Below are 22,142 nucleotides of genomic sequence, written 5' to 3' on the forward strand. Positions count from 1 at the left end.
AGCGGCCGGCTCTCCGTGGATCGTAAAAGGAGCCACCATGTTTGCCGGTTCTCATGTCGCGATTGTAACGCCCTTTCGGAAGGGGAAATTCGACGAACGCGCCTTCGGTGATCTTATCGAATGGCAGATCGCCCAGGGAACCGACGGGATTGTTCCCTGCGGAACCACGGGGGAATCGGCCACGCTGTCGCACGAAGAGCACAACCGTGTGATCGAGTTGACGGTCGAGGTTGTCAATCGACGGGTGCCGGTGATTGCGGGGACCGGGTCGAATTGCACCGACGAAGCGATTTCACTGACGAAGCATGCCAAGGAGGCCGGTGCCGACGGGGCGTTGCTCATCACGCCCTATTACAACAAGCCCACGCAAGAGGGGCTGTATCGACACTACAAGGCCATTGCCGAAGCGGTTGATATTCCCATCGTGCTCTACAACATTCCAGGGCGTACAGGCGTCAATATGCTTCCGCCGACGATTGCCCGCCTGGCGGCCATCAAGAACATCGTGGGGGTGAAGGAAGGGAGCGGGTCCGTGCAGCAGGCCTCGGATATCGTTCAGGCCTGCGGTGATCGGCTGACGGTCTTATCGGGCGATGATGCGCTGACGCTCCCGATGATGGCTGTCGGCGCCAAAGGCGTCATCACGGTCACCGCCAATCTCCTGCCGGCCGATATGGCGAATCTGGTGAAGTTCTTTGCCGCGGGGCAGGTTGCGGAAGCGAGACGGATACATTTCAAGCTCTCGCCGTTATTCTCCGCCTTGTTTTTTGAGACGAATCCCATTCCGGTCAAAGAGGCTTTGGGGATGATGGGGAAAATCGATCCGGAACTCCGGTTGCCGCTCTGTCCGATGGGACAGGAAAATCGTGACAAGTTGAAGCAAGTTATGAAGGACAGCGGCCTCATCTAGCGTACGAGCGAATAAGGAACCCATAAAGTTATGATCAAAGTCATTGTGGCGGGGGCAGCGGGCCGAATGGGGTGCCGGTTGGTATCCTTGGTGCGGGATTCGACCGCGTTGACGCTGGCGGGGGCTCTCGAAGGGCGCGGCCATCATGCGCTCGGCGAGGATGCCGGAGAAACGGCCGGTGCCGGGCGGGCCGGGGTCGCGATTACCGACGATCTGGAGTCTTTGATGGATCGCGGTGAGGTGTTGATCGACTTCTCCGCTCCCGAGGCGACGCTCGAACATTTTCGCATTGTGGCGCAACATCATCGGGCGATGGTCATTGGCACCACCGGATTTTCCTCTTCGGAACTCGAAGAGGTCAAATCGCTGGCGCGCCAGGTTCCCTGCGTCCTCTCCCCGAACATGAGCGTAGGTGTGAACCTTATCTGCAAGGTGATCGGCGAGATGGCAAAGACGCTGGGAGACGACTACGACATCGAAGTGATCGAGGCCCATCATCGACTGAAGAAAGATGCGCCCAGCGGAACAGCTCTGAAGATTGCCGAAGTCCTGGCGCGTGCGGTCAATCGGGATCTGAACCAAGTCGGGGTCTATGCCAGGAAGGGGATAATCGGGGAGCGAACGAAGCAGGAGATCGGCATTCAAACGATTCGCGCCGGCGATATCGTCGGCGACCATACGGTTCTATTTGGCGGCATGGGTGAGCGCATAGAGGTCACGCATCGGGCCAGCAGCCGGGATACCTTTGCGCGGGGGGCGTTGCGGGCGGCCCGGTGGGTGGTTCGTCAGCCGCCAGGGCTCTACGACATGGTCGATGTATTGGGGCTTCAGTAAGGTAAGGCAAGGCAAGTATCCTTCCGCTAGTATGAGGTCCTGAGCCTCGTCGGTAGGATCCACTCCTTGTCCATTCCCTTCAAGTTGCGGTCAACTCGAAATGACGGCGGCTAACCTGCCTGGTTTCCCCCGACGATTCACCGAAAATCCTGAGCCATCCAACGATGAAAGAGGGGGTTAATTCGAAGAGAGCGGCGTATTAGAGAAGGAGTGTTCGCAGGCGCCGCACTTGATGATGAGTTGATCTCTCGTGTAGCTGATCAGCCGGTAGCATGATGGGCAGCAGAGAGCGCCCGGCGGGGAACGGTCACAAGCTTTGTACCCGTGGGCTTCATCGCGGTGTCCCGCTGATGTCATGACGACTCGCACCGAATCCCACACCATCCTTGGAGAGCGCCTCCTTGGCGGCTGAAAGTCGAGCATAGAGAAGCTGGGCAGCTTCCGTCCACTCGGGGTTGGACGGGGCACCGGTGAAGGCGGCTTCAGCCGCCTTCTGCTCATCGTATGTTAGCGGTTTTGGTTCTGCCATTGTGCGGTCAATGTCTGGCCGTAATGGGTCGAGGTTCCTGGTCCGCTGCTTTCCTACGACCACAATTCAAGCACGCAAACACTGTGATCGCAAGTCCTGCGTCCAAATCCACCGCCCGTTCCGGCAACATTGATCCGCGGCATTTATCGCATGTCTTCATAATGTTCAAACTTTATCATTTTCAATAATGGATGGATATACTGCTGAAGTACTGGATGGCACGGCCAATAGTCCCTATTTAAACGGTACGAGTAGGCCATTTGTCCACATTTCTAATGTTAACCGGCGACCACTCTGCGTTGAAGTTACCTTGACAGACCCACCACCATTCCATAGGATTGTGGCCCATCTGGAATACACCCACTATGTATAGATTGTTTTTGGTCCTTTTCTTATTGCTGGTCCTCATTTTTCTCCTGAGAGGGGTCTATCGGGGAGGGAAGAAGAAAGAGGGTGGGTATCCCCTCCAGGGAGACCAGATGGTCCAAGACCCTGTCTGCAAAGTATTTGTTCCGAGAGGGTCAGCGATTGTCCGGCAGGCGGGCTCCGTTGAGCACTGTTTCTGTAGTCAAACCTGTGCGGATGAGTTCCTGAAACAGCACCAAGGCTAGCATCCGGAGTAACTATAATCCTCTAGCTTGTCCTCTTTATCGAACTTTAGGGTGATCTGGCATTGGTTTGGAGAGAAGTTGAATAAGGGAAGACCAGATTTTCCGCCGGCAATGCGGTAGTAGGTCCAGGTCTCTCCACCGAAGAATCTGGGCGCCTTCCCATCCGGAGCCCCCCAATTTTTTTCGAACCATGCTTTGTCTTTTCCCTGGAGTTCGGCCGGCTTGAGAGAGGCCTCAAGATACGGATTGCTGCCGCCGCAAGCGGTCAGCCCCAGGCAGCAAACGAGCAGCCAAACAGACGGGCGCATCGGTCGTCTCCTCAATCACCTAGGCCAATCAACGTGTTAGACACCGTTCCGTTAACGATCGAATTCTAACCTTGGTTCGGAGACCTGTCAAACCACGTCCTGCCGTTGCGGGATGCCTGCATTCTCCTTACAATGTTCCGGCGAACTCTTTGAGAACTTGTTCATTCCGATACGAAAGGATCCGACCATGAAATTCTATCTTGATACCGCCAACGTAAAAGAAATTCAGGAAGCCGCCAGCCTGGGGCTTCTCGACGGGGTGACGACGAATCCATCGCTTGTGGCCAAAGAGGGCCGGAGCTTCAAGGAGATGTTGGTCGAAATCTGCAATATTGTCGATGGCCCCATCAGCGCGGAAGTCGTCAGTATCGAAGCCGATGCCATGGTGAAAGAAGGAAAAGAGCTGGCCAAGATTCACAAGAACATTGTGGTCAAGGTGCCACTCATCCCGGAGGGGCTCAAGGCGACGAAACGCATGGCGGCCGAGGGGATCAAGGTCAATGTAACCCTGTGTTTTTCGCCGACCCAGGCGCTGCTAGCAGCCAAAGCCGGAGCCTGGTGTGTCTCGCCGTTCATCGGGCGTCTTGACGACATCAGTTCGAACGGGATGGAGCTGATCCGACAGATCGTCACCATCTACAGGAACTATGACTTCAAGACCTATGTCTTAGTCGCAAGCGTCCGCCACCCGCAACATGTGGTGGAGGCGGCGCTCGCCGGCGGCCACATCTGTACGATGCCCTACACGATCTTCCAGCAGCTGGTGAAGCATCCGTTGACCGATATCGGACTCAAGAAGTTTTTGGCCGATTGGGACGCCCAGACGAAGAAGTGAGTGGGGTGCGCGGGGGCGCGGACGGCTTCTCCAGTTCGCCCCGCGCTCTGGCAAACACAGCATGAAACATCGGTCGTGTCAGTTTCCCGGTGAAGGTATTTTGCTGGCTCGGGTGATAGGATCCGATCAGCGTGATCCCCCACGGAAGGGCATATTCCACGTCGTGGCTGAACTTGGGTGCCGGAGACGGCTTCGTGAAGCCCGCGGCCTGACAGGCCTTGAGGTAGCGATCGAAGGCGATCTTCCCCAGCGCAATTACCACCCTCGTGTTTGTCAGGAGCCTGATCTCCTCCATCAGGTAGCCCTGGCAGCGGGCAAATTCATCCGGCAGCGGTTTGTTGTCAGGGGGGGCACAGCGGACGGTGGCGCCGATGTAGCACCCTGTCAGTTGCATCCCATCCTCCCGGTGCGTTGAAGCCGCCTGGCTTGCGAATCCAAACCGGTGTAGCGCTTCATAGAGCCAATCGCCGCTGCGGTCGCCGGTGAACACACGGCCTGTCCGGTTGCCTCCATGAGCGGCAGGGGCAAGTCCCAGCACATAAAGTTGAGCTTGCGGATCACCGAAGCCAGGAACGGGACGGCCCCAATAAGTTTCCTCCAAGAATTGGCGGCGTTTCGTCCGGGCGATCGATTCCCGATAGGAGACGAGGCGCGGGCAGGCGGTGCAGAGGGTGATCTCCCGATTCAGGATCGTCAGAGAGGGCATGACGGACGCAGTGTAGCACGACGGAGAAATGTAATCGTACTTGCCGGGTATTCCCCTTGCTGATAGCATGGCCACGGTCAGGTCGCGTTCATCGGTCGGGGAGAAAAGAGGAGTACCACGGATGGCAGGGTGTCACGCACGAGTGGGGTATTGGGTCCTGACGGTTCTTCTTTCCTGGGGTGCCGGTCAGGCATGGGCACAGACCAACTCGGATCAATCGGAGAGCAGGGATCCGGCCAAGCCGGAAGCGGGTTTCCGAGATCTCATCCTTCCTGAACCACTCGAAGGGCAGGCCGAGCCTGAAGATCGGCTGGTCATCCTTCCCGAGATCAAGCGCGAAGGCGAACGGTTCTTCCTCAGCTCGTTCAAACTGCCGGACAAGCTCACCTTCGCCGGACAAACCATTCCGCTCGACAACTGGCAGGTCCGCGAACGGATCGAATACGAGTTCTATCAATTCCTGGAAGATCAGGGCGAGAGCATCATATTGGCCAAGCGAACCGGCCGGTGCTTTCCGCCGGCCGAAAAGCAATTGGCCGAAGCCGGACTGCCGGACGATCTGAAGTATATGTTGCTGGTGGAGAGCAAGTGTATTGCGGCGGCTTACTCCAAAGCCAAGGCCTCCGGCCCCTGGCAATTCATTCCGTCCACCGGACGGCGCTACCATCTGAAGAGCGATGCGGTGCGCGACGAACGGCGGAGTCTCGAGATGTCGACTGAGGCGGCGATCAAGTACCTCAAATATTTGAAAGAGTTTCAGCAAAACGATTGGTTTCTGGCGATGGCCTCCTACAATGCCGGTGAAGAGCGGGTGAGAAAACTGCTCAAAGAGCAGAAGATCACCGACTATTGGAAAATGCACGGGCCACGCGAGACGATGCGCTATGTCCCGCGAATTATAGCGGCCAAGGAGATCTACTCACAGCCGGAAAAGTATCTCGGCCTGACCAAGAAAGATCTCTATGTCACAGTGGATACGGAAACGGTGACGGTGAATGTAAAGGAGGCGCAGCGAAACCTGACTTCCATCGCCGAGGAGTTTGGAACCTATTTCCTCGAACTCAAGATGCTCAATCCGGAATTCAAGAAAGACGTGCTGCCGAAAGGCACCTACCAGATTAAGGTGCCCCGACAGACTTGTCCGAACCGGTGCTTTAAGCAAGACAAGACACCCTGATCGAGTCCCATGCGTCTCCAGATTCCTGCATCCCCCGCTCAGTCTCTACTGGGTAAATTGATCCGGGCTGGGTTACAGGCCGCTGATCCCTCTCATGCCATCCAACGAAGGGTCAGCCGGGACGGCGACATCCTCCATGTCGGCCGGCGGCGTTACGACCTGCGGCAATTTGACCGAGTGGTTGTTGTCGGCGCAGGGAAAGCCACCGCTCGGATGGCGCAAGCACTTGAACGGGTGCTGGGTCGTCAACTTGACGGAGGGCTCGTCGTGGTCAAAAAAGGCCACTGGGCTCCGACCAGGCGGGTCACTGTCCTGGAGGCGGCGCATCCTATTCCCGATCGTGCGGGACTCAAGGCTGCGGCGGAATTGCGCAAACGAGTGGCGGATTGTGGCCCTCGCGACCTTCTGTTCGTGCTCATCTCCGGCGGAGCCTCCAGCCTGATTCCGGCTCCCGTTTCCGGGGTCAGTCTGGCCGACAAGCAGATGATCACGGATGATCTTCTTCGGAGCGGAGCGACCATCCAAGAGATCAATGTCGTCCGGAAGCACCTCTCTGCGATCAAGGGCGGCCGACTTGCCCAATCCACCAAGGCCAGAATCGTCTCACTCATTCTGTCAGACGTGATCGGCGACGATCTCGCCTCCATTGGATCAGGACCGACCGCGCCGGACCCGTCCACGTTTCACGATGCCATCGCCGTTCTCAAGCGGTATCATCTCTGGTCCATTGCGCCTGACTCTATACGCAAACATTTGCTGCAGGGACGGCGGGGGGGTGTGGCTGAGACCCCGAAGCCGGGCGCTGTGCGGTTCAGGAGAGTGCAGCACGAGATCATCGGCAACAATGCACAGGCGCTGGCGGCCGTCGAGGAAGCGTCGAGGCAAGCGGGCCTGCGGACGGTGCTGTTCTCGACCCCGCTCATCGGGGAGGCGTCTCAGCTCGGAGAAGCCTTCGCGTTGCTGGCCCGTCGCGTTACTGCAGGAAAGGGAATTCTGCGGCGGCCCTGCTGTGTGGCGGGAGGAGGAGAAACGACGGTAACGGTCACGGGACATGGCAAAGGCGGTCGCGCGCAGGAATTCGCCGTCGCGGCGGCGCGTGAGATCGCGGGGCTCTCACACGTGTGGATTGCCGCCGTCGGGACCGATGGGACCGACGGTCCGACAGACGTTGCCGGGGCGGTGGTATCCGGAGCCACGGCGGCGCAGGCCCAGCGGAAGGGCGTCAGTTTGCGACGCGCCCTCGTGCAGCATGACACCTATGCGGCGCTCAAGACGCTCAAGAGCCATGTGATGACCGGCCCCACGGGAACCAACGTGAACGACCTATACATCCTCCTTGTTTTATAGCTAGTATCCACATCCATGGCTCCTCAGTTCGTCATCCCGCTCGAATCCTGTACCGACTGTCAGGTGGCCGGGGGGAAAGCCCTGGGGTTGGCTCGTCTGCTGGCCAAAGGATTTCCCGTTCCGCCGGGACTGTGTGTCACGACGGCGGGCTATCGCTCGTTCTTGCAAGGCCTGCACATCAATGCCGAGTCACAGTGGCAGGAGGCGGTGCAAGCCGGCGGGGAAGAACGCAGGGTGCGTCTCGCCGCGATTCGCGAACGCATTCTTCACGGGCCGCCGCCTGGCCGGATTCTACAGGAGATGACGCAAGCGCTGGATGCGCTCCGCCGGCCTCCGGATCAGTTGTGGGCGGTGCGGTCATCCGCGACGAACGAAGATGCGGGCCATGCCAGTTTTGCCGGAATCTACCGGACATCATTAGCTGTGACCCGGGAGCAGATCGGGGCGAGCTTGCAGGCCTGCTGGGCTTCGCTCTGGGAAGACCGTGTTGTGGACTACCACCGGCGAATCGGGCGCGCAACGTCGATGCCGGCGATGGCGGTGGTTATCCAGCCGGTCATCCGCGCGCGCGCGGCGGGAGTGGCCTATACGGGCGATCCTGTCACCGGTCGTGGAGATGCGGTGGTGGTGAACGCTGTGCCGGGGCTTGCGCCGGGTCTGGTGGACGGCACGATGTCGCCGGATCAGTTCGTACTTCGCTGGGATGTCTCGACGGGTCGTGCCATTGTGCGTGAACGGATGATTGCCTCGAAAACTCACCTGATGCGGGCGGGTGTCCGCGGGGTGCAGACCGAAGCGATTCCAGAGGCTGAACGCGAATGCCCGTCGGTGACGGACGGCGAAATCGTCGCACTCGCGCAGTTGGCAAAGCGGGTTGAATCGGCGTTGCAGTATCCGGTCGATCTCGAATGGGCCTCGGATGCACAAGGGCTCTGGCTCCTGCAAGCCAGGCCGGTGACCGTCGCGGCTGCCCCTGCGTCCCAGCCCGCTGAACCCTGCGAATGGTCCCGTACCAATTTCAAAGAGACCATGCCGGAAGTGCCCAGCCCGCTCGGCCTCTCCTTTCTCGAACAGTTCATGGATCGGTTTCTGATGGGACCCTATCGGCGGCTGGGCTGTCACATTCCTCCCGGTCTGTCACCCGTCAGGATTCATCACGGGCGTCCGTATCTGAACATGAGCCTGATGCATGCCTTGATTGAGCAGTTGCACGGCGATCCCGCGATCCTGGCGGAGCATATGGGCGGGCATACGGTGACCAGGCCGTTGCCGGTGAAACCGCTGGGCCCGTGGGCGATGCTTCGAGCCGGCCTGTTGATCACCTGGTGGATCAACCGGGCTACCCGTCATTCGTCATCCTGGTTTGCCGACATGAAGCAGATGGCGGCGGACAATCGTCGCGACAAGGTGGAATCGCTCACGTTGGAGCAGGTACGCGACCGGGTCATCGCATCCAACGGGCAGTTTGCGTCGCGGGAAATCACGTTCGGGATTGCCGGCGGCGTGACGCAGTGTCTGCAGGCGCTGGGGTATCTGCTGCCGCGCTGGCTCGGGACCGATTGGCGCGGCCTGTTGAACGCGGCGTTGCAAGGGCGGGCCCAGGCCATCAGCGCGCAGCAGATCATCCGGCTGGCCGCCCTCGCTGAGGCGGCGCGCGGCGATGAGCGGGTGCGTCGCCTGTTTCAGGGGTCCGAGTGGGAGGCGCTGGCAGGGGGAGGGGCGCTGGCCGGGACCTATTTCCGTCGCTTGTTTGACCAATATCTTGAGGACTACGGACAGCGGGGCGTGGGCGAGTCCGACATCATGTCGCCCCGGTTTGCTGACCAGCCCGAGCTGGTGCTGGAGGTCCTGCGCCATCAGGTGCTGGCGGCGGCGATTGTGTCGCCGGCCGAGATCGTGGCACGACAGCGGGAAGTGCGGGAGCGGGCCCTTGCGGAGATCCGCCATCGTTGCGGCTGGCGGGTGGATCGGTGGCTGATTTTCTCCTGGTGGTATCGACGGCTCTGTCGCTTTTTCGCGCTGCGGGAGGCGAATCGGCATCATCTTATGTATTACGCGGCGGCGGTGCGGCAACTGTTGTTGCGGGCCGGGACGTTGCTCGTGCAACGGGGCGTCCTCGAACAGGCGGAGGATATGTTTTTCATCCGGGTCGAAGAACAGCTCGACCTCTTGCAGCCCACCGCTCGCGATTGGCGGGCATTGGTCCGGTCGCGCAAAGAGGCTCGCACAGATAACGTCCGTATAACCGTGCCGGACAGTCTTACGGACCACGAAAGCGGGCCCCGGGGCGAAAGCTCCCTGGAGGCGGGGTCACGGTGGCGGGGAATTCCGATCAGCGCGGGGATGGCTTCCGGCCCTGTGCGTGTTGTCACCACGAGTGCGGATTGGAAGAAGGTGACGGCGGGAGATATTCTGGTGGCGCCCGTGATCGATCCTGGGATGGCGCCGCTGTTCGGGGTTGCTGCCGGATTGGTCGTCGAGATGGGCGGGACGTTATCACACGGCGCGATCATCGCCCGGGAATATGGATTGCCGGCTGTCGCCAACATTCCCGGAGTGACGACCTGTTTGCAGGATGGTGAACGGGTGGAGATGAATGCGACAACCGGCGAAGTGTGGCGGCAGGAGAATCCTCCATCCTGAAATTCTTGCGCTGCGACGGTACAAAACCCGTTCTCCACGGTGCTCCCGGCCGAGCCGTCGGCCTTGCTGATCGTAGCGGATGGCAGTAGGGCCGAATGGCACTGGGACTTTTCCAGTGTTGACCTTTCACGGCGTATTCCTTACCCTCAAGCAGATTTATCCCCAATCAGATTGACGCTGCAAGGTCTGGTCGCGTGCGGGGGAGTCAGGTTCCCCAGGATCACGCGGAGTGCTCTATGGATGTCAGCGCCTTATTACTGGGAATTCTGGTCGGCCTGATTCTCGGGGCGATGACCAGCGGGTTCCTCGTCTCGAGCCGTTCCTCCCGTCGCTTTCAGCAACAATCCGTCGAACAGATCGGGCGTGCCGAACGGGCCGAATCCCTTGCGGCCGAGCTGCGGCGCCAGGCCGAACAGGATCGCGTGGAAGGGGAACGTCTTCGAGCCGATCTGGCGCTGGCGCAACAGGCGCGCGCGGCTGCCGATACCAGAGTTGAAGAAGCGCAGAAGAATGTGGCTGAGCAGAAGCATCTGCTGGATCAGGCCCGGCAGCAATTGCTGGATTCGTTTCAAGCGCTCTCAAGCGAGGCGCTCAAGCAGAACAACCAGGCGTTCCTCAACCTTGCCCGCGTGTCGTTTGAAACCCTGCAAGCGAAAGCCGAAGGCGATTTGTCGCAGCGCCAGCAGGCCATCGACAGTCTGGTCAAGCCGCTGCACGATTCGTTACAGCGCTACGATGAACAAATGCGATTGCTCGAGCAGTCGCGCCAGTCGGCCTATGGCGGGTTGGACCAGCATTTGAAATCGCTGGCGGAATCGCACCAGCGCCTGCAACAGGAGACGGGCAATCTGGTGAAGGCCCTCCGCGCGCCGACCGTGCGCGGGCAATGGGGGGAGATCACGCTGAAGCGGGTGGCCGAACTCGCCGGCATGGTCGATCATTGCGACTTTGTGGAGCAGGAGACCGTGACGGGTGACGAAGGACGGTTCCGGCCGGACATGGTGGTGCAGCTGCCGGGAGGACGCCAGATCATCGTGGATGCCAAGACCGTCCTGGCGGCGTATCTCGATGCCCATGAGGCGCAGGACGATGTTGTCCGGGCCGAAGCCCTGCGCCGCCACGCGGAGCAGGTCCGGAGCCGGTTGGACGAATTGTCGCTCAAGGCCTATTGGAACCAGTTCGATCGCGCGCCCGAGTTCGTCGTGCTCTTTCTCCCCGGGGAGCAATTCCTCGGCGCGGCGCTGGATCAGGATCCCCGCCTCATGGAGGAAGGATTCGCGCGCGGCGTCGTCCTGGCCACGCCGGCCACACTCATTGCGCTTTTGCGCGCGGTGGCCTATGGCTGGCGGCAGGAACAGTTGACGGCGCATGCGGAAGAGGCCGGGAGGCTGGGCAAGGATCTCTATGAGCGGATGGCCGTCCTGGCCGAGCATCTGAACGACGTCGGCCACGCGCTGGGCAAGAGTGTCTCCGCCTATAATCGTGCCGTGGGATCGCTGGAAACGCGTATCCTACCGGCGGCCCGCCGGTTCAAGGAATTGGGGATTTCGTCGGAGAAAGACATTCCGGTGTTGGAGCCGGCCGAACTGCTCCCCCGAAAGTCGTTGCCGTTTGAGGCAGAGTAAAGGAGCATCCATGACCGATGAGCAGGCGATGGTTGAGGAGTTTCACCGCAAGTTCGAGATCGTCGTGCAGACGGCTCCCGCTGAGGTGAGCGAGGACACGAAACGTCTCCGTGTCCGTCTCATTCAGGAGGAGTTCGACGAACTCAAGGAGTCGATGGCCGCCGGAGATTTGCCGGCCGTCGCCAAGGAGATGGCCGACCTGCTCTACGTCGTGTATGGCACCGCCGTGTCCTATGGCATCGATATGGACCCGGTATTCCGCGAGGTGCACCGCTCGAACCTGAGCAAGGTCGGGGGATACAAGCGGGCCGACGGCAAATGGGTCAAGCCTGCGACTTATTCACCGGCCCAGGTTGCGCCGCTCCTGGCCGTGCAAGCACAGGCCACAAGTGAAGCCCTTGAGGCGCCGGGAGACCTCAAGGAGGCTGCGAAACGGACATGAGGACCCGGCATTGTCCCAATTGCGGAACACCGTTCGTTCGAGTGATCGCGCCGGAGAGGCCGGTAGATCGGGTGTTGGCCTGGTTCAGTCTGGCTCCCTTCCGCTGTCAGCTCTGCACCCACCAGTTTCGTGCCGCGTCTCTGGACGAAGGTCAGGGAGAGGTCGAGCCGGACCGGCGTCAGTTCACTCGACTTGCGACCTCCATGGAAGCGCAGGTGTTCGGCGGCAGTCAGGTGTCTGGGACGAAACGGATTTCCGATATTTCAATGGGCGGGTGCGCGCTTTCAGATGTGAACCTGCCCAAAGGGTCGTTTCTGGAACTGGTTCTGAAGCCGACCTCCGAGGTGGAGGACATTCATATTAAGTCGGCCATGGTCTGTTCCGTAAGGCCGGATTCGGTGGGAGTGCAGTTTCTGGAGCTTCGTCCCGACGCCAAACACCGCTTAAGCCAGGTCGTGCTTGGACTCTTGGTCGGGCAGAACCTCATATAAATCTCTACCCGTAAGTCCCTTCCCCTACCGGTGTCCCCATTTCTTCAGCGCTTTTTCTTTGCAGGAACAGAAACCAGCATATTGTCGATGAGCCGTACAGTGCCGACGCGGACGGCGCCGAGCAGCACGGCCTGCGAGGTGACGGCCGGGAGCGGTTCCAATGTCTGCGGATCGCAGACGGCCAGATAGTCGATGGCCGCATCGGAGTGCTGTCGGAGCGTTTCTGTCATGATGGATTGGATCCCTGCCCCTTCCGTGACCCCTCCCCGGATCCCCCCGGCCCCGGCCTGCAAACTTTTAAAGAGGACCGGCGCCACTGCCCGTTCTTCGGGCGACAGGTAGACGTTGCGGGAGCTCATCGCCAGCCCATCCTGTTCGCGCACGGTCGGGTGCACGATCAGGGTCACGCCGAGATTCAGATCCTCGATCAGCCGCCGTACGAGCGCGGCCTGCTGAAAATCCTTCTGCCCGAACAGAGCAAGGTCCGGCCGGACCATACCGAAGAGTTTCGTGACGACGGTGGCCACGCCGGCAAAATGATGAGGCCGGATTGCTCCCTCCCAGCGGCGTGCGAGGTCGGGAACCGTCACGACCGTTTGAAAGCCCTCGGGGTACATAGTTGCCGCAGTGGGTTCGAAGCAGATGTCCACCCCCTCCTGTCGGCACAAGGCCCGGTCTTTGGTGATGGGACGGGGATATTTCGACAGGTCTTCGGTCGGGCCGAACTGCGTGGGGTTCACAAAAATGCTCACCACGAGCGCGTCGCATTTCAGTCGCGCCGCGCGGATGAGAGCTCGATGGCCGTCATGGAGCGCCCCCATCGTCGGGACGAAGCCGATCGTCACGCCCTCGCGTCGTAGCCGGTGACTCCAGGCCGTCATGGTCTTGGGGGAGCGAATGATCTTCATGATCCCGGCGGGGGGCTGCAGGCCGGGCGCGAGCCGTAGCGGGTGGAGGGTTGGGGGAAGAGCAGACGGACTTCCGATTGTTTTCCGGCCTCGGCCAGCAACTGGTTGATCGTCTTCTTCAGGGTGGGGTGCACAAACAGCGGATCAAGTTCGCTCAAGGGCATAAGGACGAAGCGCCGCTGGTGCAGCCGGGGATGGGGCACGACGAGATCCGGTTCGTCGATGATGCGCCGGCCGTAGAACAGGATGTCCAGATCGAGGGTTCTGGGGCCCGAGCGATTGTCCTCGTCCCGTCCCAATGAGCGTTCGATCTCACGAAGGACTGTCAGCAGGCTGCGCGGCGTGATGTCGGTCTCCAGCTGTACCACGCCGTTCAGAAACCAGCCGTCTCCCGGCTGGGCATGGTCGTTCACCGGTTCGGTTTCATACAGCAGCGACACGCCGGAGACCTGAGAGTGGGGGAGCAGGCTCAGGAGCGTGACCGCCCGGTCGCAGAAGTCGAGACGATCTCCTACGTTGGAACCGAAGCCGATGAAGACCGTCTCTCTCATAAGCGTATCTTGTGAAACGTCATTCGTGAATCGTTAAGCAGGAAGAACAAGAGAGTATTTTGCGAACGACGCTTCACGCTTCACGAGCGACATCCTTTTAGAATCCCGCCTTCTGAATCCGCTCCACCGCTTCCGCCAACCGCTCTTTGGTCGTGCAGACCGTCATGCGGATATAGCCTTCGCCCGGCGCGCCGAAGCCGTTCCCCGGTGTGGTGACGATACCGGCCTTTTCTAACAGATGCGCGGTGAAGGAAGCCGAGGTGTAGCCCTTCGGCACCGTCACCCAGATGTAGAAGGCGGCGGGCGGCGCATCCACTTCCAACCCCAGTTTCTTGAGCCCGGGAATGAGCGTGTCGCGGCGCTCCTGGTAGATCTTCCGGATGCCGTCGGTGACGGAATCGTCCAGGCCCAGCGCCGTGATGCCGGCGGCCTGCACCGCTTCGAACACGCCCGAGTCCAGCTGGCTCTTCACCTTGCCCAGCGCGGCCAGGACCGTCTTGTTGCCGACCACAAACCCGAGGCGCCAGCCGGTCATGTTGTAGGTCTTGGAGAGAGAGTGGAACTCCACGCCGACGTCCTTGGCGCCGTCCACTTCCATGAAGCTCGCCGGGCGCTTGCCGTCGTAATAAATCTCCGAGTAGGCCGCGTCGTGGCAGATGATGATCTGGTTCTCCTGCGCGAACTCGATCGCCCGCTTGAAGTAGTCCTTCGTCATGATAACCGAGGTCGGGTTATTCGGCGAATTCAACCACATCAGCTTGGCCTTCTTCGCCACGTCTTTGGGGATCGCGTTCAGGTCGGGCAGGAACCCGTTGGCCTTCGTCAGCGGCATAATGTGCGAGACGCCGCCGGAGAAGCTGGTCCCCACCGGATAAACCGGATAGCCGGGGCTCGGCACCAGCACCACATCGCCCGGATCGACGAACGCCAGGTGGATGTGGCCGATCCCTTCTTTCGATCCGATCAAGGTCAGTACTTCATCGGCCGGATCGAGCGTCACGTTGAACCGCCGCTTGTACCAATCAGCCACGGCTTTCCGGAACGCCAGCATCCCTTCATAGGAGGGATATTGATGGTGCTTGGGGTTCTTGGCGGCCTGCGCGAGGCTCTCGATGATCGGAGCCGGGGTCGGCAAATCGGGATCGCCGATGCCGAGATTGATGATATCGACGCCCCTGGCGATCGCCTCTTGCTTCATCTTATCGATGGCGGCGAACAGGTAGGGGGGCAAGGTTTTGATGCGAGTTGCGACTTCAATGGGGAAACCAGCCATGTCCGATGCGCTCCTTTTCCGCAGGATGTTGAAAACAGCCGCCAGCTTCGTTCTCGCGTGGCTCAGACTCTCAACGTGCTGATAAACGTACGCCTCGGGTCCTTGCACGCTGCGGCATCGCTGGACGGCCGTTTTTGACCATCCTGCGATGTAAGGCGATAAGACTACAGCAGGAATATGGACGCAATCAACGCCCTGGAGTAAGCACGTGTCCGATCAGCCGATCGGCGATCTGGTGCGACAGCCACATATGAGGGAGGAAGCCGATCGAGACCTTCGAGGCGGTCACCTGTGCCCGATCAAGATCGGGGGCGCACTCGCGACAGAGGGACTCAATTCCGTCCGTCTCCATCTCCAGATGGAACAGCAGGCCATAGGCGCGGGAGCCGAAGCGAAAGGCTTGGAGCGGGGCAATCTCAGAACCGGCCAGGGGCACGCAATCCGACGGTAGGTCGAAGACCTCGCCGTGCCACTCAAAGACCGGGAGGTCCTCCGGAAACACCCCGAACACGGGGTCTTGTTTTCCCTCCTCGGTTAAATGGATTCGTGTCTTGCCGATTTCCAGCGCCTTGCCTGGCCGCACGGTGGCGCCGAGCGCCTTGGCCATGAACTGGCTGCCCAGGCAGACGCCGATCACCGGCTTCCCGGCCAGCAGCGCGGAGCGAATGAACGCGGTCTCTTTGGCAATCCAACCATCCGTATCATTCACCGACATCGGCCCGCCCATGACGATGAGCAAGTCGCCCGCATCTTTCGGCAAGCCGTCTTGGGGGACGAGATGGCGTTCGAGACTCACCCCGCGATTCGCGAGCGAGGCCGCAAAAGCACCGGGCCCTTCAAATGAGACATGCTGGAGACAGACAGCACGCATAAACAGAAGAATCTTAAGCCATTGCTTCCCGCGTGTGTCAAGAGAACCGAGAGGGCGCTTATGAGTTGGTCTGTGCCGAAATTGATTCGGATGGCATCATGAGTAGGATGAGTTTTCGGATGGTGATCACAGATCACGTAATCCGATGCGAGTCATGCCTATCGCTAAGGATGGCGTAGGACTTAATGTTTCGCGGATCTTGAAATCTGCTTGCGGGCGAGTCACATGTTTGGTCTAGTAGATGCTAGCCGATGGTTGTCGCACCGGTCGTGCGAGGTTTTAGAACAAGGGCGGGGAAAGCAAGAAGGGGAAGTGTTTCCACAAGGAGGAGCGTTCATGGCAAACCTGGTTGAGCAGCTAAAGGCGGAACATGTTCAGCTAAAACAGATCTTGAAGAAGGCGGGAGATTTCTCGAAGCCGGCAGTGGAGCGAATCGGGTTGTTGAGTGAGGTCAAGAAGGGCCTACTCGCACATCTAGGGAAGGAAGACCGCGAATTGTATCCTGTGTTAAGCGGCGTGGCGCAGCATAACCAAGAGGTGCGGAGAATCTTGGAGGTGTTCGCCAAAGACATGGAAGAGATCGCGCCCCAAGTGCTGGCGTTTTTTGAGAAATATGAGGACGTCCAGTGGGTTTCAGAGAAGATGCGGACAGACATCGCGTTCCCTGCTGAGTTCGGGCAGGATCTCGAGCGGCTGGTGGTGCTGTTGGGACTACGGATTGGCCGAGAAGAAGCCACGCTGTATCCCACATACGACAGAGTGGCGATGAAAGCAGCGTGATTTTGAGCAAGCCTGTGAGCAGGCCATAACATTTGGTGGGCGTGTTAGCCTCCCATGCCATGAATGCCCTGTGTCGGACTATTAGGGTTGGTACCATTCGGAGCCGGTTGGGTAACCATGCCTCACAGGGCTCGAGCTATATGTAAGGACATCACCACGCTCGACGTTGATGCCATCGTCAACGCGGCGAACTCCTCCCTGCTGCCCGGCGGCGGAGTGTGCGGCGCGATCCATCGGGGAGCCGGGCCGGAGTTGGCGCAGGAGTGTCGTCTCCTCGGAGGATGCCAGACCGGGGACGCGAAGCTGACGAAGGGCTACCGTCTGCCCGCCCGCTACGTCATCCACACGGTCGGGCCTGTCTGGAGCGGCGGTCAGCAGGGTGAAGCGGAGCTGCTCTCTTCCTGCTATCGCCGTTCCATTGAAGTCGCTGCAGCCAACGGGGTTGCAAGATTGGCTTTCCCCGGCATCAGCAGCGGCATCTACGGATATCCCGTTGAGGAAGCCGCCAGTATTGCCGTTGCCACGGTGCGGCAGTCTTTGCGGGAATTCCCTGCAGTTCGTGAAGTAATCTTCTGTTGCTTCTCGCCAGGCGACCTGGCCGTGTATGAAAAGATTCTGTTGGATAAATGATTCCCTTCTTCTGGAGGCTGATCCGAACCATGTAGGGACAGCAGTCGGCCCATGAGGGCCGGCAAATCGCCTGCATTCTTGGGGGAGACGCACTTCCGGTATCCCCCTGTTTTCATAAATCTTCTCCGTTTCCTCTTCAGCTCTCCGCCTTTTCTTCCGAAAAGTAAGCCATGACGACCGAAAGTGTCTTCTCGGCTTCCGGGTTTGATTCATCGCTGTCTGGCGCTGAGCCGTCGGATTTGCCACGCTATACGCTGGGGCAGCGGCTGCGTTCCGGCTACTACGCATTGTGGTATCGCCTGGGCGAGCATCTGCGCTGGTCCCGGGGTGTGTATTGCGAGCAACCGGTCGGGCGGCTTGTCCTTCTGAGCCGTGGGCAACAGGCGCGGATTGCCCTTTTGCGGCGGCGCTTCGATCTCCGGTTTGAGAAACACTGCGCCGCGCTGACGGCGATCAAGAACTACGACTATTTCGATATGCTCGATCAGGCCTGGATGGCGTGGGGCGAGCCGCGGCCGGCCGGCGGAGTGGTGCACGATGTGGGAGCGTCGAACTTCTGGTATGTCCGCGCCCTCCACGCCTTCTTTCAGCCGGTTGAACTGACAGGCATAGAGGTCGAGGGCTATCGGATTTCCGCCAACGGCTACAGCCGATGGGATTATGCACAGGGCTATATGCAGGATTTGCCCGGAACGAAGTTTGTCGTGGCCGACTATGCGGCCTATGCCGCCCCGGCCGATACGATCGTGGTCTGGTATCCCTTTGTGACGCCGGCGTCGGTGCTGGCCTGGCGCATGCCGTTGGGCCTCTTCGCGCCGCGGGCCCTGTTTGCCCGCATGGCGTCAAATCTGAACCCGGGCGGCGTCTTGGTGATGGTCAATCAAGGGCCGGAAGAGGCGGAGTGCGCGGCCGGCTTTTGCCGCGAGGCGGGGTTGCTGTTCCGCAGCTCCTGTCAGCCGCTGGCGCTCTTGCGCGCGCGGCGTCTGCCTCCCGTGATTTCTATATGGAGCCGTCGCTAGCAGGCTGTTGAAAAAGTCCGCCAGCGGCGTTCTCGCGGCGCTCAGAGGCTCAACGTACCAGAGCGTACGCCTCGCCTCTTCGCTGGCTGCGGCCTTGCTGGACGGCCATTTTGAACAGCCTGCGAAGAATTCTGAAGGAGTCTGTGAGCGGCCACATCTCACGGTTTCGTGGCAATGAAATAGTTCTCAACCCACTGCTAGCTGTTTCGCGAAGGCCTACGATACAATCCCGCCTATGCAACACCACATCAAGACGGTTGAAGATCTTCGATGGCTCATGGCCCATACGGGCGGGTTTCGCTCGGGCTATGTCACGGATGTCCAGATGAGCAAGCGCCGGCTCTTCGACGAGGAGACGGGGCGTGACGTGCTGGCCGACACGACGGTGACCGTGACCATTCGCTATCAGCTGCGCGGGATGGTGCGGGTGGCGAAGCTGGTGATGAGCGGCGTGACGGATTTTTCGATTTTTGAACAGGAAGGCGCCGACTGTTCCTCTCTCAGCATCATCCAGGCGGAATGCACCGCCGGGCGACTGCGTTTCTGGTTCGATCCGCAAGGGGAGCTGTATGCGGTCTGCGAGGAGGCTCATTTGGAGGAAGTGGCGGCGCCCCTGCTGCCGGTGCATCCCCTTCCGGAGCTTGCCCGGTGGACGTTCCAGGGACACTCTTCGGATGGTCCGACCGTCTCCTGGTTGTTGACGGAGCTGGAGCAAGCCGGCATCCCCTGCTCCTGGGTCGCGGCGAAGAAACGGCGGGCGAGCGATTCGCTGATGCGGTGGGAGGGGGATTTGACGCCCGACAGCGAGTCCGGCGACGACCGCTCCCGTGCGGTGCGCGTGATGGTCTATGGATCGCTGGATGGAGAGGGATTCGGGATCGTGCTGCGGGCGCTGGGCGAGCAGGATCGCCGGGTGAGCCGGGTCCTGGCGGTGCTGGCGGACCGGATTACGCAGCGCTATTCCGGGACCTGTCTGGTCGGGACGACGATGATTCCAGGCCGCGAATGGGAATACTGGCGGGCGAGAAACGGCCGGGCACCTGAGTAGGGGAATTCCCGACTGATTCGAACGCGAATCTAGTGGGAATGGCCGTTGGCAAACTGGCCGTTGCCGTTGGCATGGTGTTCGGCGTTGTGCCCGTTGCCGTTGACATAGGCGCCTGCGCCGTTGCCGTTCTTCACGACATGCCCGTTCTTCGCATTCACACATTCCACCAGCGCCCAGAACCGCAGCGGGTTCACGTTCTGTTTGCGGGCGACGTGCAGTGACGTGCCCTCCAGCACCGTATTCAACGACAGATCCGTCCGCCAGCCGAGATGCTTGGTGATCGGAGAGATCACTTTCTCCATCGCGGCGATGATCTTGTTGCCGTTGCTGAAGTGGTTGAGCATGATGATGCGGCCGCCCGGCCGGCAGACGCGGATCATTTCGTTGACCACTTTGCGATAGTCCGGGACGGCGGTGACGACATAGGCGGCGACGACGGTATCGAAACTGCTGTCGGCAAACTCCATGGCTCCGGCATCCATCCGGTGCAGCTGCACGTGCGTCATCCGGTGCAGGTCGGTCTTCATCTTGGCCTGTTCCAGCATGCCTTCCGAGAGATCGATGCCGACAATGCGGCAGTGTCGCGGGTACATCGGGAGGGCCAGGCCGGTGCCGACGCCGACCTCTAAAATGCGTTCATCGGGCTGGACGTTCAAGTTGCGGATGGCGGACTCGCGGCCTTCATGAAACACTTTTCCAAAAATCTGATCGTAGACGCCGGCGTACGAGGTGTACACCCGTTCGACTTTCTTTAAATCCATGTGTCCTCCGGGCCCGCAGGGCTTCGACTCGTCGCGGCCCATTCGGGCAGGCCAGCGCAGAACGAGAAAGCGCCAGTGGGAAAATACAGAAGGCGGGAGTCGATCTGATGCGAAATGCCCGCCCAGACTACAAGCGGAGCTACTGTAGCCAAGTCCCCAGGATGAGTCAACCTCTTCTTGCCGTCCCGACAGCACACCCCATCGCGGGCGGGAGCGTGTCGGATCGTCGCGGGTCGGGTCGGCAACGGGGCCTCGCGGCTTGATTCATGGCCGATTGCTGTGGGATAGGTACGCATTATGATGTTGGCGGGACTGTTTGCCGGCGCGTTGTTCATCGGTCTCCTGGTCGGAGACCGTTTGTACTTTCGTACACTCTCGCTCGACGCGAGCCGGTACGGGTGCCGCGTGGGGCGAGGCGAACACCGGTTGGATGCCCTCACGCCGGCGCAGATCCATGCCCGTTTCGATTCGTACGGGATTCTCGCCCTCCGCCATGGCGTCGCCCGCCTGTTTGCCGACGCCCAGCGCATTCTGCTGCGTCCGCGCTATCCGACCCTCTGGGCCTTTCTCTGGATCTGGCCGATGAAGGTCACCATCGATCTCCGGACGGAAGGCCAATCGGTCGTGTTGTCTTCGACAAAACGCATTCCCTGGTGCTCGGCGATCCTCACCGGCGCCTGGTTTTGCATCGTGGGACTCGGCACGCTCGCCACGCTGATCAGTTATGCGATGGAGGGGGGCTTGTCCGACTCGGGCGGGGCGCTGATGGGCGCGGGCATTCTTACCCTGGGATTGTTCTTCTTCTTTTCGGGCCTGGTCACGGTGGTGATGGCCTACCGGATGGAGAACAGCCGGCTGGCGCTCGTGTCCCAGGAGCTGCACGAGGCCCTGAAGGGTGCGGCGGCTCCTGTCTCGGCTACGCGCTAAACAACTGTAAAAAGTGGTCGTACTCGGCGGGCAGGGCGATGGCTGACCGATTGCGGGCCAAACCGGCAATGATGCCGCGATGCTTTTTGCTGAGGCCGGATGTCTCAAACGCCGTTCGGAACTGCTGCCATTTTGCCGCGGAATCGGAGGCGATTCGGGTTTGCTCTTCCTTGGGGAGGGCATGCACGGCGGTGGTCAACGCGCGAATCGCCTTCTCCACGCTTTCATAGGGCGGAGCCAGTTTGAGCTGCGCGTAGAACGTTTCGAGATGAGCCCGGAACTCTTCGCGGAGTTCGTGGAGCTGATTGGATGATGGAGAAATCGGTTGAGTCATTGTACTGCAGCGAATGATACGGCATGATAGCGCAGCCTGACAACAGGCGACCCGGTATAATAGGATTTTTCATACGCAAGGAGGTCTGTATGAGACGCATGCAGTGGGCGGTGCTATCGTTGGCGAGTCTGTTGGTGTTGGGCGGCTGCTCGGGCTATCGCCATCACCACGGGATGATGGAGGGCGGCAAGAGCGAGGCCTATTGGCAGAAGGGCCAGCAGGACATGGCGGCCTTGATTGATCGCACCGTGAAAGATCCGGCCAAGGCGCAACAGGTGAACGCCATCGTCGGCGAGATCGTCACGGAATTGAAGGCCGGCCGCGAGCAGGAGCGTACGGCTCACCGGCAGCTCTACGCGCTCAATGCCAATTATGCGGCGACTCCCGAGGAGTTCACCAAGATTCTGGATGATGCGAGCAAGCAGCGCACGCAGGTCTCGTCAAAGATCCTTGCCCTGCGGTTCAAGATGAAGGACCTGATGACAGCCGATGAGTGGAAGGCGCTGTCCGATCAGATGCTGTCCTACAGCAGCAAGTATCAGCACGGAGGCACGGGGGCGAAGACGGGGTATTAAGAAGGTC

Annotated in this window: 23 protein-coding genes; 15 read left to right on the plus strand and 8 right to left on the minus strand. The window is 60.2% G+C overall.

The window, feature by feature from the left end:
* Positions 1-37: 37 nt before the first annotated feature.
* Both dapA and dapB read left to right on the plus strand, forming a co-directional pair.
* Positions 38-910, plus strand: coding sequence for a 4-hydroxy-tetrahydrodipicolinate synthase (dapA, locus tag ACO9S2_RS09335; RefSeq protein ID WP_423721733.1), 873 nt, complete (start codon positions 38-40; stop codon positions 908-910).
* Positions 911-940: 30 nt separating this feature from the next.
* Positions 941-1,744 (plus strand): 4-hydroxy-tetrahydrodipicolinate reductase, encoded by an 804-nt coding sequence (dapB, locus tag ACO9S2_RS09340; RefSeq protein ID WP_423721734.1) that lies wholly within the window; start codon positions 941-943, stop codon positions 1,742-1,744.
* 1,136 nt (positions 1,745-2,880) lie between these two features.
* Here dapB and ACO9S2_RS09345 read toward each other — a convergent pair.
* Entirely contained in the window at positions 2,881-3,192 is a 312-nt protein-coding gene (locus tag ACO9S2_RS09345) for a hypothetical protein (RefSeq protein ID WP_423721736.1), read from the minus strand.
* A 187-nt stretch (positions 3,193-3,379) separates the two neighbouring features.
* Between ACO9S2_RS09345 and fsa the strand changes: the two genes are divergently transcribed.
* Entirely contained in the window at positions 3,380-4,027 is a 648-nt protein-coding gene (gene fsa / locus ACO9S2_RS09350; protein WP_423721737.1) for a fructose-6-phosphate aldolase, read from the plus strand.
* On the opposite strand, the gene ACO9S2_RS09355 is transcribed toward fsa, so the two are convergent.
* On the minus strand, positions 3,984-4,733 hold the full coding sequence (locus ACO9S2_RS09355; protein ID WP_423721738.1) for a uracil-DNA glycosylase: 750 nt from the start codon (positions 4,731-4,733) through the stop codon (positions 3,984-3,986). The genes fsa and ACO9S2_RS09355 overlap by 44 nt on opposite strands.
* Positions 4,734-4,854: 121 nt before the next feature.
* Between ACO9S2_RS09355 and ACO9S2_RS09360 the strand changes: the two genes are divergently transcribed.
* From ACO9S2_RS09360 to ACO9S2_RS09385, 6 genes are all read left to right on the plus strand, one after another.
* Entirely contained in the window at positions 4,855-5,910 is a 1,056-nt protein-coding gene (locus tag ACO9S2_RS09360) for a lytic transglycosylase domain-containing protein (protein ID WP_423721739.1), read from the plus strand.
* Between the two features lie 9 nt (positions 5,911-5,919).
* Entirely contained in the window at positions 5,920-7,257 is a 1,338-nt protein-coding gene (locus ACO9S2_RS09365) for a glycerate kinase type-2 family protein (RefSeq protein ID WP_423721740.1), read from the plus strand.
* Positions 7,258-7,272: 15 nt separating this feature from the next.
* On the plus strand, positions 7,273-9,900 hold the full coding sequence (locus tag ACO9S2_RS09370) for a PEP/pyruvate-binding domain-containing protein (protein WP_423721741.1): 2,628 nt from the start codon (positions 7,273-7,275) through the stop codon (positions 9,898-9,900).
* A gap of 236 nt (positions 9,901-10,136) precedes the next feature.
* On the plus strand, positions 10,137-11,525 hold the full coding sequence (locus tag ACO9S2_RS09375) for a DNA recombination protein RmuC (protein WP_423721742.1): 1,389 nt from the start codon (positions 10,137-10,139) through the stop codon (positions 11,523-11,525).
* Positions 11,526-11,535: 10 nt separating this feature from the next.
* Positions 11,536-11,967: a MazG nucleotide pyrophosphohydrolase domain-containing protein gene (locus ACO9S2_RS09380; RefSeq protein ID WP_423721743.1), complete on the plus strand. Its 432-nt coding sequence runs from the start codon at positions 11,536-11,538 to the stop codon at positions 11,965-11,967.
* Positions 11,964-12,458 (plus strand): PilZ domain-containing protein, encoded by a 495-nt coding sequence (locus ACO9S2_RS09385; RefSeq protein ID WP_423721744.1) that lies wholly within the window; start codon positions 11,964-11,966, stop codon positions 12,456-12,458. The genes ACO9S2_RS09380 and ACO9S2_RS09385 overlap by 4 nt, the downstream gene beginning before the upstream one ends.
* 44 nt (positions 12,459-12,502) lie before the next feature.
* On the opposite strand, the gene panC is transcribed toward ACO9S2_RS09385, so the two are convergent.
* The 4 genes from panC to ACO9S2_RS09405 all read right to left on the minus strand — a co-directional run bounded on the left by panC (position 12,503) and on the right by ACO9S2_RS09405 (position 16,061).
* Positions 12,503-13,366 (minus strand): pantoate--beta-alanine ligase, encoded by an 864-nt coding sequence (gene panC / locus ACO9S2_RS09390; protein ID WP_423721745.1) that lies wholly within the window; start codon positions 13,364-13,366, stop codon positions 12,503-12,505.
* Positions 13,363-13,917 (minus strand): 2-amino-4-hydroxy-6-hydroxymethyldihydropteridine diphosphokinase, encoded by a 555-nt coding sequence (gene folK / locus ACO9S2_RS09395; RefSeq protein WP_423721746.1) that lies wholly within the window; start codon positions 13,915-13,917, stop codon positions 13,363-13,365. Before folK ends, panC begins: the two co-directional genes overlap by 4 nt.
* Positions 13,918-14,014: 97 nt before the next feature.
* The gene (locus tag ACO9S2_RS09400) at positions 14,015-15,190 is read right to left on the minus strand and encodes an LL-diaminopimelate aminotransferase (RefSeq protein ID WP_423721747.1); all 1,176 of its coding nucleotides are present in this window, start codon (positions 15,188-15,190) and stop codon (positions 14,015-14,017) included.
* Positions 15,191-15,377: 187 nt separating this feature from the next.
* Positions 15,378-16,061 (minus strand): type 1 glutamine amidotransferase, encoded by a 684-nt coding sequence (locus tag ACO9S2_RS09405; RefSeq protein WP_423721748.1) that lies wholly within the window; start codon positions 16,059-16,061, stop codon positions 15,378-15,380.
* 336 nt (positions 16,062-16,397) lie between these two features.
* Here ACO9S2_RS09405 and ACO9S2_RS09410 point away from each other — a divergent pair, with 336 nt between their 5' ends.
* From ACO9S2_RS09410 to ACO9S2_RS09425, 4 genes are all read left to right on the plus strand, one after another.
* Complete coding sequence (locus ACO9S2_RS09410) at positions 16,398-16,841, plus strand: hemerythrin domain-containing protein (RefSeq protein ID WP_423721749.1); 444 nt, start codon at positions 16,398-16,400, stop codon at positions 16,839-16,841.
* A 117-nt stretch (positions 16,842-16,958) separates the two neighbouring features.
* Positions 16,959-17,471 carry an O-acetyl-ADP-ribose deacetylase gene (locus ACO9S2_RS09415; RefSeq protein WP_423721750.1) on the plus strand — a complete coding sequence of 171 codons (513 nt, stop codon included), beginning with the start codon at positions 16,959-16,961 and terminating at the stop codon, positions 17,469-17,471.
* A gap of 170 nt (positions 17,472-17,641) precedes the next feature.
* Positions 17,642-18,490: a hypothetical protein gene (locus ACO9S2_RS09420; RefSeq protein WP_423721752.1), complete on the plus strand. Its 849-nt coding sequence runs from the start codon at positions 17,642-17,644 to the stop codon at positions 18,488-18,490.
* 235 nt (positions 18,491-18,725) lie between these two features.
* Positions 18,726-19,538 carry a hypothetical protein gene (locus tag ACO9S2_RS09425; protein WP_423721753.1) on the plus strand — a complete coding sequence of 271 codons (813 nt, stop codon included), beginning with the start codon at positions 18,726-18,728 and terminating at the stop codon, positions 19,536-19,538.
* Between the two features lie 29 nt (positions 19,539-19,567).
* On the opposite strand, the gene ACO9S2_RS09430 is transcribed toward ACO9S2_RS09425, so the two are convergent.
* Positions 19,568-20,299, minus strand: coding sequence for a class I SAM-dependent methyltransferase (locus tag ACO9S2_RS09430; RefSeq protein WP_423721754.1), 732 nt, complete (start codon positions 20,297-20,299; stop codon positions 19,568-19,570).
* A gap of 297 nt (positions 20,300-20,596) precedes the next feature.
* On the opposite strand from ACO9S2_RS09430, the gene ACO9S2_RS09435 reads away from it, so the two are divergent.
* On the plus strand, positions 20,597-21,226 hold the full coding sequence (locus ACO9S2_RS09435; RefSeq protein ID WP_423721755.1) for a hypothetical protein: 630 nt from the start codon (positions 20,597-20,599) through the stop codon (positions 21,224-21,226).
* Here the strand turns inward: ACO9S2_RS09435 and ACO9S2_RS09440 are convergent.
* Entirely contained in the window at positions 21,216-21,560 is a 345-nt protein-coding gene (locus ACO9S2_RS09440) for a hypothetical protein (RefSeq protein ID WP_423721756.1), read from the minus strand. The two genes, ACO9S2_RS09435 and ACO9S2_RS09440, sit on opposite strands and share 11 nt — an antisense overlap.
* A gap of 89 nt (positions 21,561-21,649) precedes the next feature.
* Between ACO9S2_RS09440 and ACO9S2_RS09445 the strand changes: the two genes are divergently transcribed.
* On the plus strand, positions 21,650-22,135 hold the full coding sequence (locus tag ACO9S2_RS09445) for a hypothetical protein (protein ID WP_423721757.1): 486 nt from the start codon (positions 21,650-21,652) through the stop codon (positions 22,133-22,135).
* Positions 22,136-22,142: the final 7 nt, after the last annotated feature.

The sequence above is a fragment of the Nitrospira sp. NS4 genome (assembly GCF_049546785.1).
Taxonomy (GTDB): Bacteria; Nitrospirota; Nitrospiria; order Nitrospirales; family Nitrospiraceae; genus Nitrospira_D.

Bases quoted from the DNA above. Each gene is read 5' to 3' on its own strand.
- ACO9S2_RS09415 (WP_423721750.1), top strand. From the start codon at position 16,959: ATGCCTCACAGGGCTCGAGCTATATGTAAGGACATCACCACGCTCGAC.
- ACO9S2_RS09355 (WP_423721738.1), bottom strand. From the start codon at position 4,733: ATGCCCTCTCTGACGATCCTGAATCGGGAGATCACCCTCTGCACCGCC.
- ACO9S2_RS09345 (WP_423721736.1), bottom strand. From the start codon at position 3,192: ATGCGCCCGTCTGTTTGGCTGCTCGTTTGCTGCCTGGGGCTGACCGCT.
- ACO9S2_RS09420 (WP_423721752.1), top strand. From the start codon at position 17,642: ATGACGACCGAAAGTGTCTTCTCGGCTTCCGGGTTTGATTCATCGCTG.
- ACO9S2_RS09445 (WP_423721757.1), top strand. From the start codon at position 21,650: ATGAGACGCATGCAGTGGGCGGTGCTATCGTTGGCGAGTCTGTTGGTG.
- dapA (WP_423721733.1), top strand. From the start codon at position 38: ATGTTTGCCGGTTCTCATGTCGCGATTGTAACGCCCTTTCGGAAGGGG.
- ACO9S2_RS09385 (WP_423721744.1), top strand. From the start codon at position 11,964: ATGAGGACCCGGCATTGTCCCAATTGCGGAACACCGTTCGTTCGAGTG.
- ACO9S2_RS09360 (WP_423721739.1), top strand. From the start codon at position 4,855: ATGGCAGGGTGTCACGCACGAGTGGGGTATTGGGTCCTGACGGTTCTT.
- ACO9S2_RS09365 (WP_423721740.1), top strand. From the start codon at position 5,920: ATGCGTCTCCAGATTCCTGCATCCCCCGCTCAGTCTCTACTGGGTAAA.
- ACO9S2_RS09430 (WP_423721754.1), bottom strand. From the start codon at position 20,299: ATGGATTTAAAGAAAGTCGAACGGGTGTACACCTCGTACGCCGGCGTC.
- panC (WP_423721745.1), bottom strand. From the start codon at position 13,366: ATGAAGATCATTCGCTCCCCCAAGACCATGACGGCCTGGAGTCACCGG.
- ACO9S2_RS09370 (WP_423721741.1), top strand. From the start codon at position 7,273: ATGGCTCCTCAGTTCGTCATCCCGCTCGAATCCTGTACCGACTGTCAG.
- ACO9S2_RS09405 (WP_423721748.1), bottom strand. From the start codon at position 16,061: ATGCGTGCTGTCTGTCTCCAGCATGTCTCATTTGAAGGGCCCGGTGCT.
- dapB (WP_423721734.1), top strand. From the start codon at position 941: ATGATCAAAGTCATTGTGGCGGGGGCAGCGGGCCGAATGGGGTGCCGG.
- ACO9S2_RS09400 (WP_423721747.1), bottom strand. From the start codon at position 15,190: ATGGCTGGTTTCCCCATTGAAGTCGCAACTCGCATCAAAACCTTGCCC.
- ACO9S2_RS09410 (WP_423721749.1), top strand. From the start codon at position 16,398: ATGGCAAACCTGGTTGAGCAGCTAAAGGCGGAACATGTTCAGCTAAAA.
- ACO9S2_RS09380 (WP_423721743.1), top strand. From the start codon at position 11,536: ATGACCGATGAGCAGGCGATGGTTGAGGAGTTTCACCGCAAGTTCGAG.
- ACO9S2_RS09375 (WP_423721742.1), top strand. From the start codon at position 10,137: ATGGATGTCAGCGCCTTATTACTGGGAATTCTGGTCGGCCTGATTCTC.
- folK (WP_423721746.1), bottom strand. From the start codon at position 13,917: ATGAGAGAGACGGTCTTCATCGGCTTCGGTTCCAACGTAGGAGATCGT.
- fsa (WP_423721737.1), top strand. From the start codon at position 3,380: ATGAAATTCTATCTTGATACCGCCAACGTAAAAGAAATTCAGGAAGCC.
- ACO9S2_RS09435 (WP_423721755.1), top strand. From the start codon at position 20,597: ATGATGTTGGCGGGACTGTTTGCCGGCGCGTTGTTCATCGGTCTCCTG.
- ACO9S2_RS09425 (WP_423721753.1), top strand. From the start codon at position 18,726: ATGCAACACCACATCAAGACGGTTGAAGATCTTCGATGGCTCATGGCC.
- ACO9S2_RS09440 (WP_423721756.1), bottom strand. From the start codon at position 21,560: ATGACTCAACCGATTTCTCCATCATCCAATCAGCTCCACGAACTCCGC.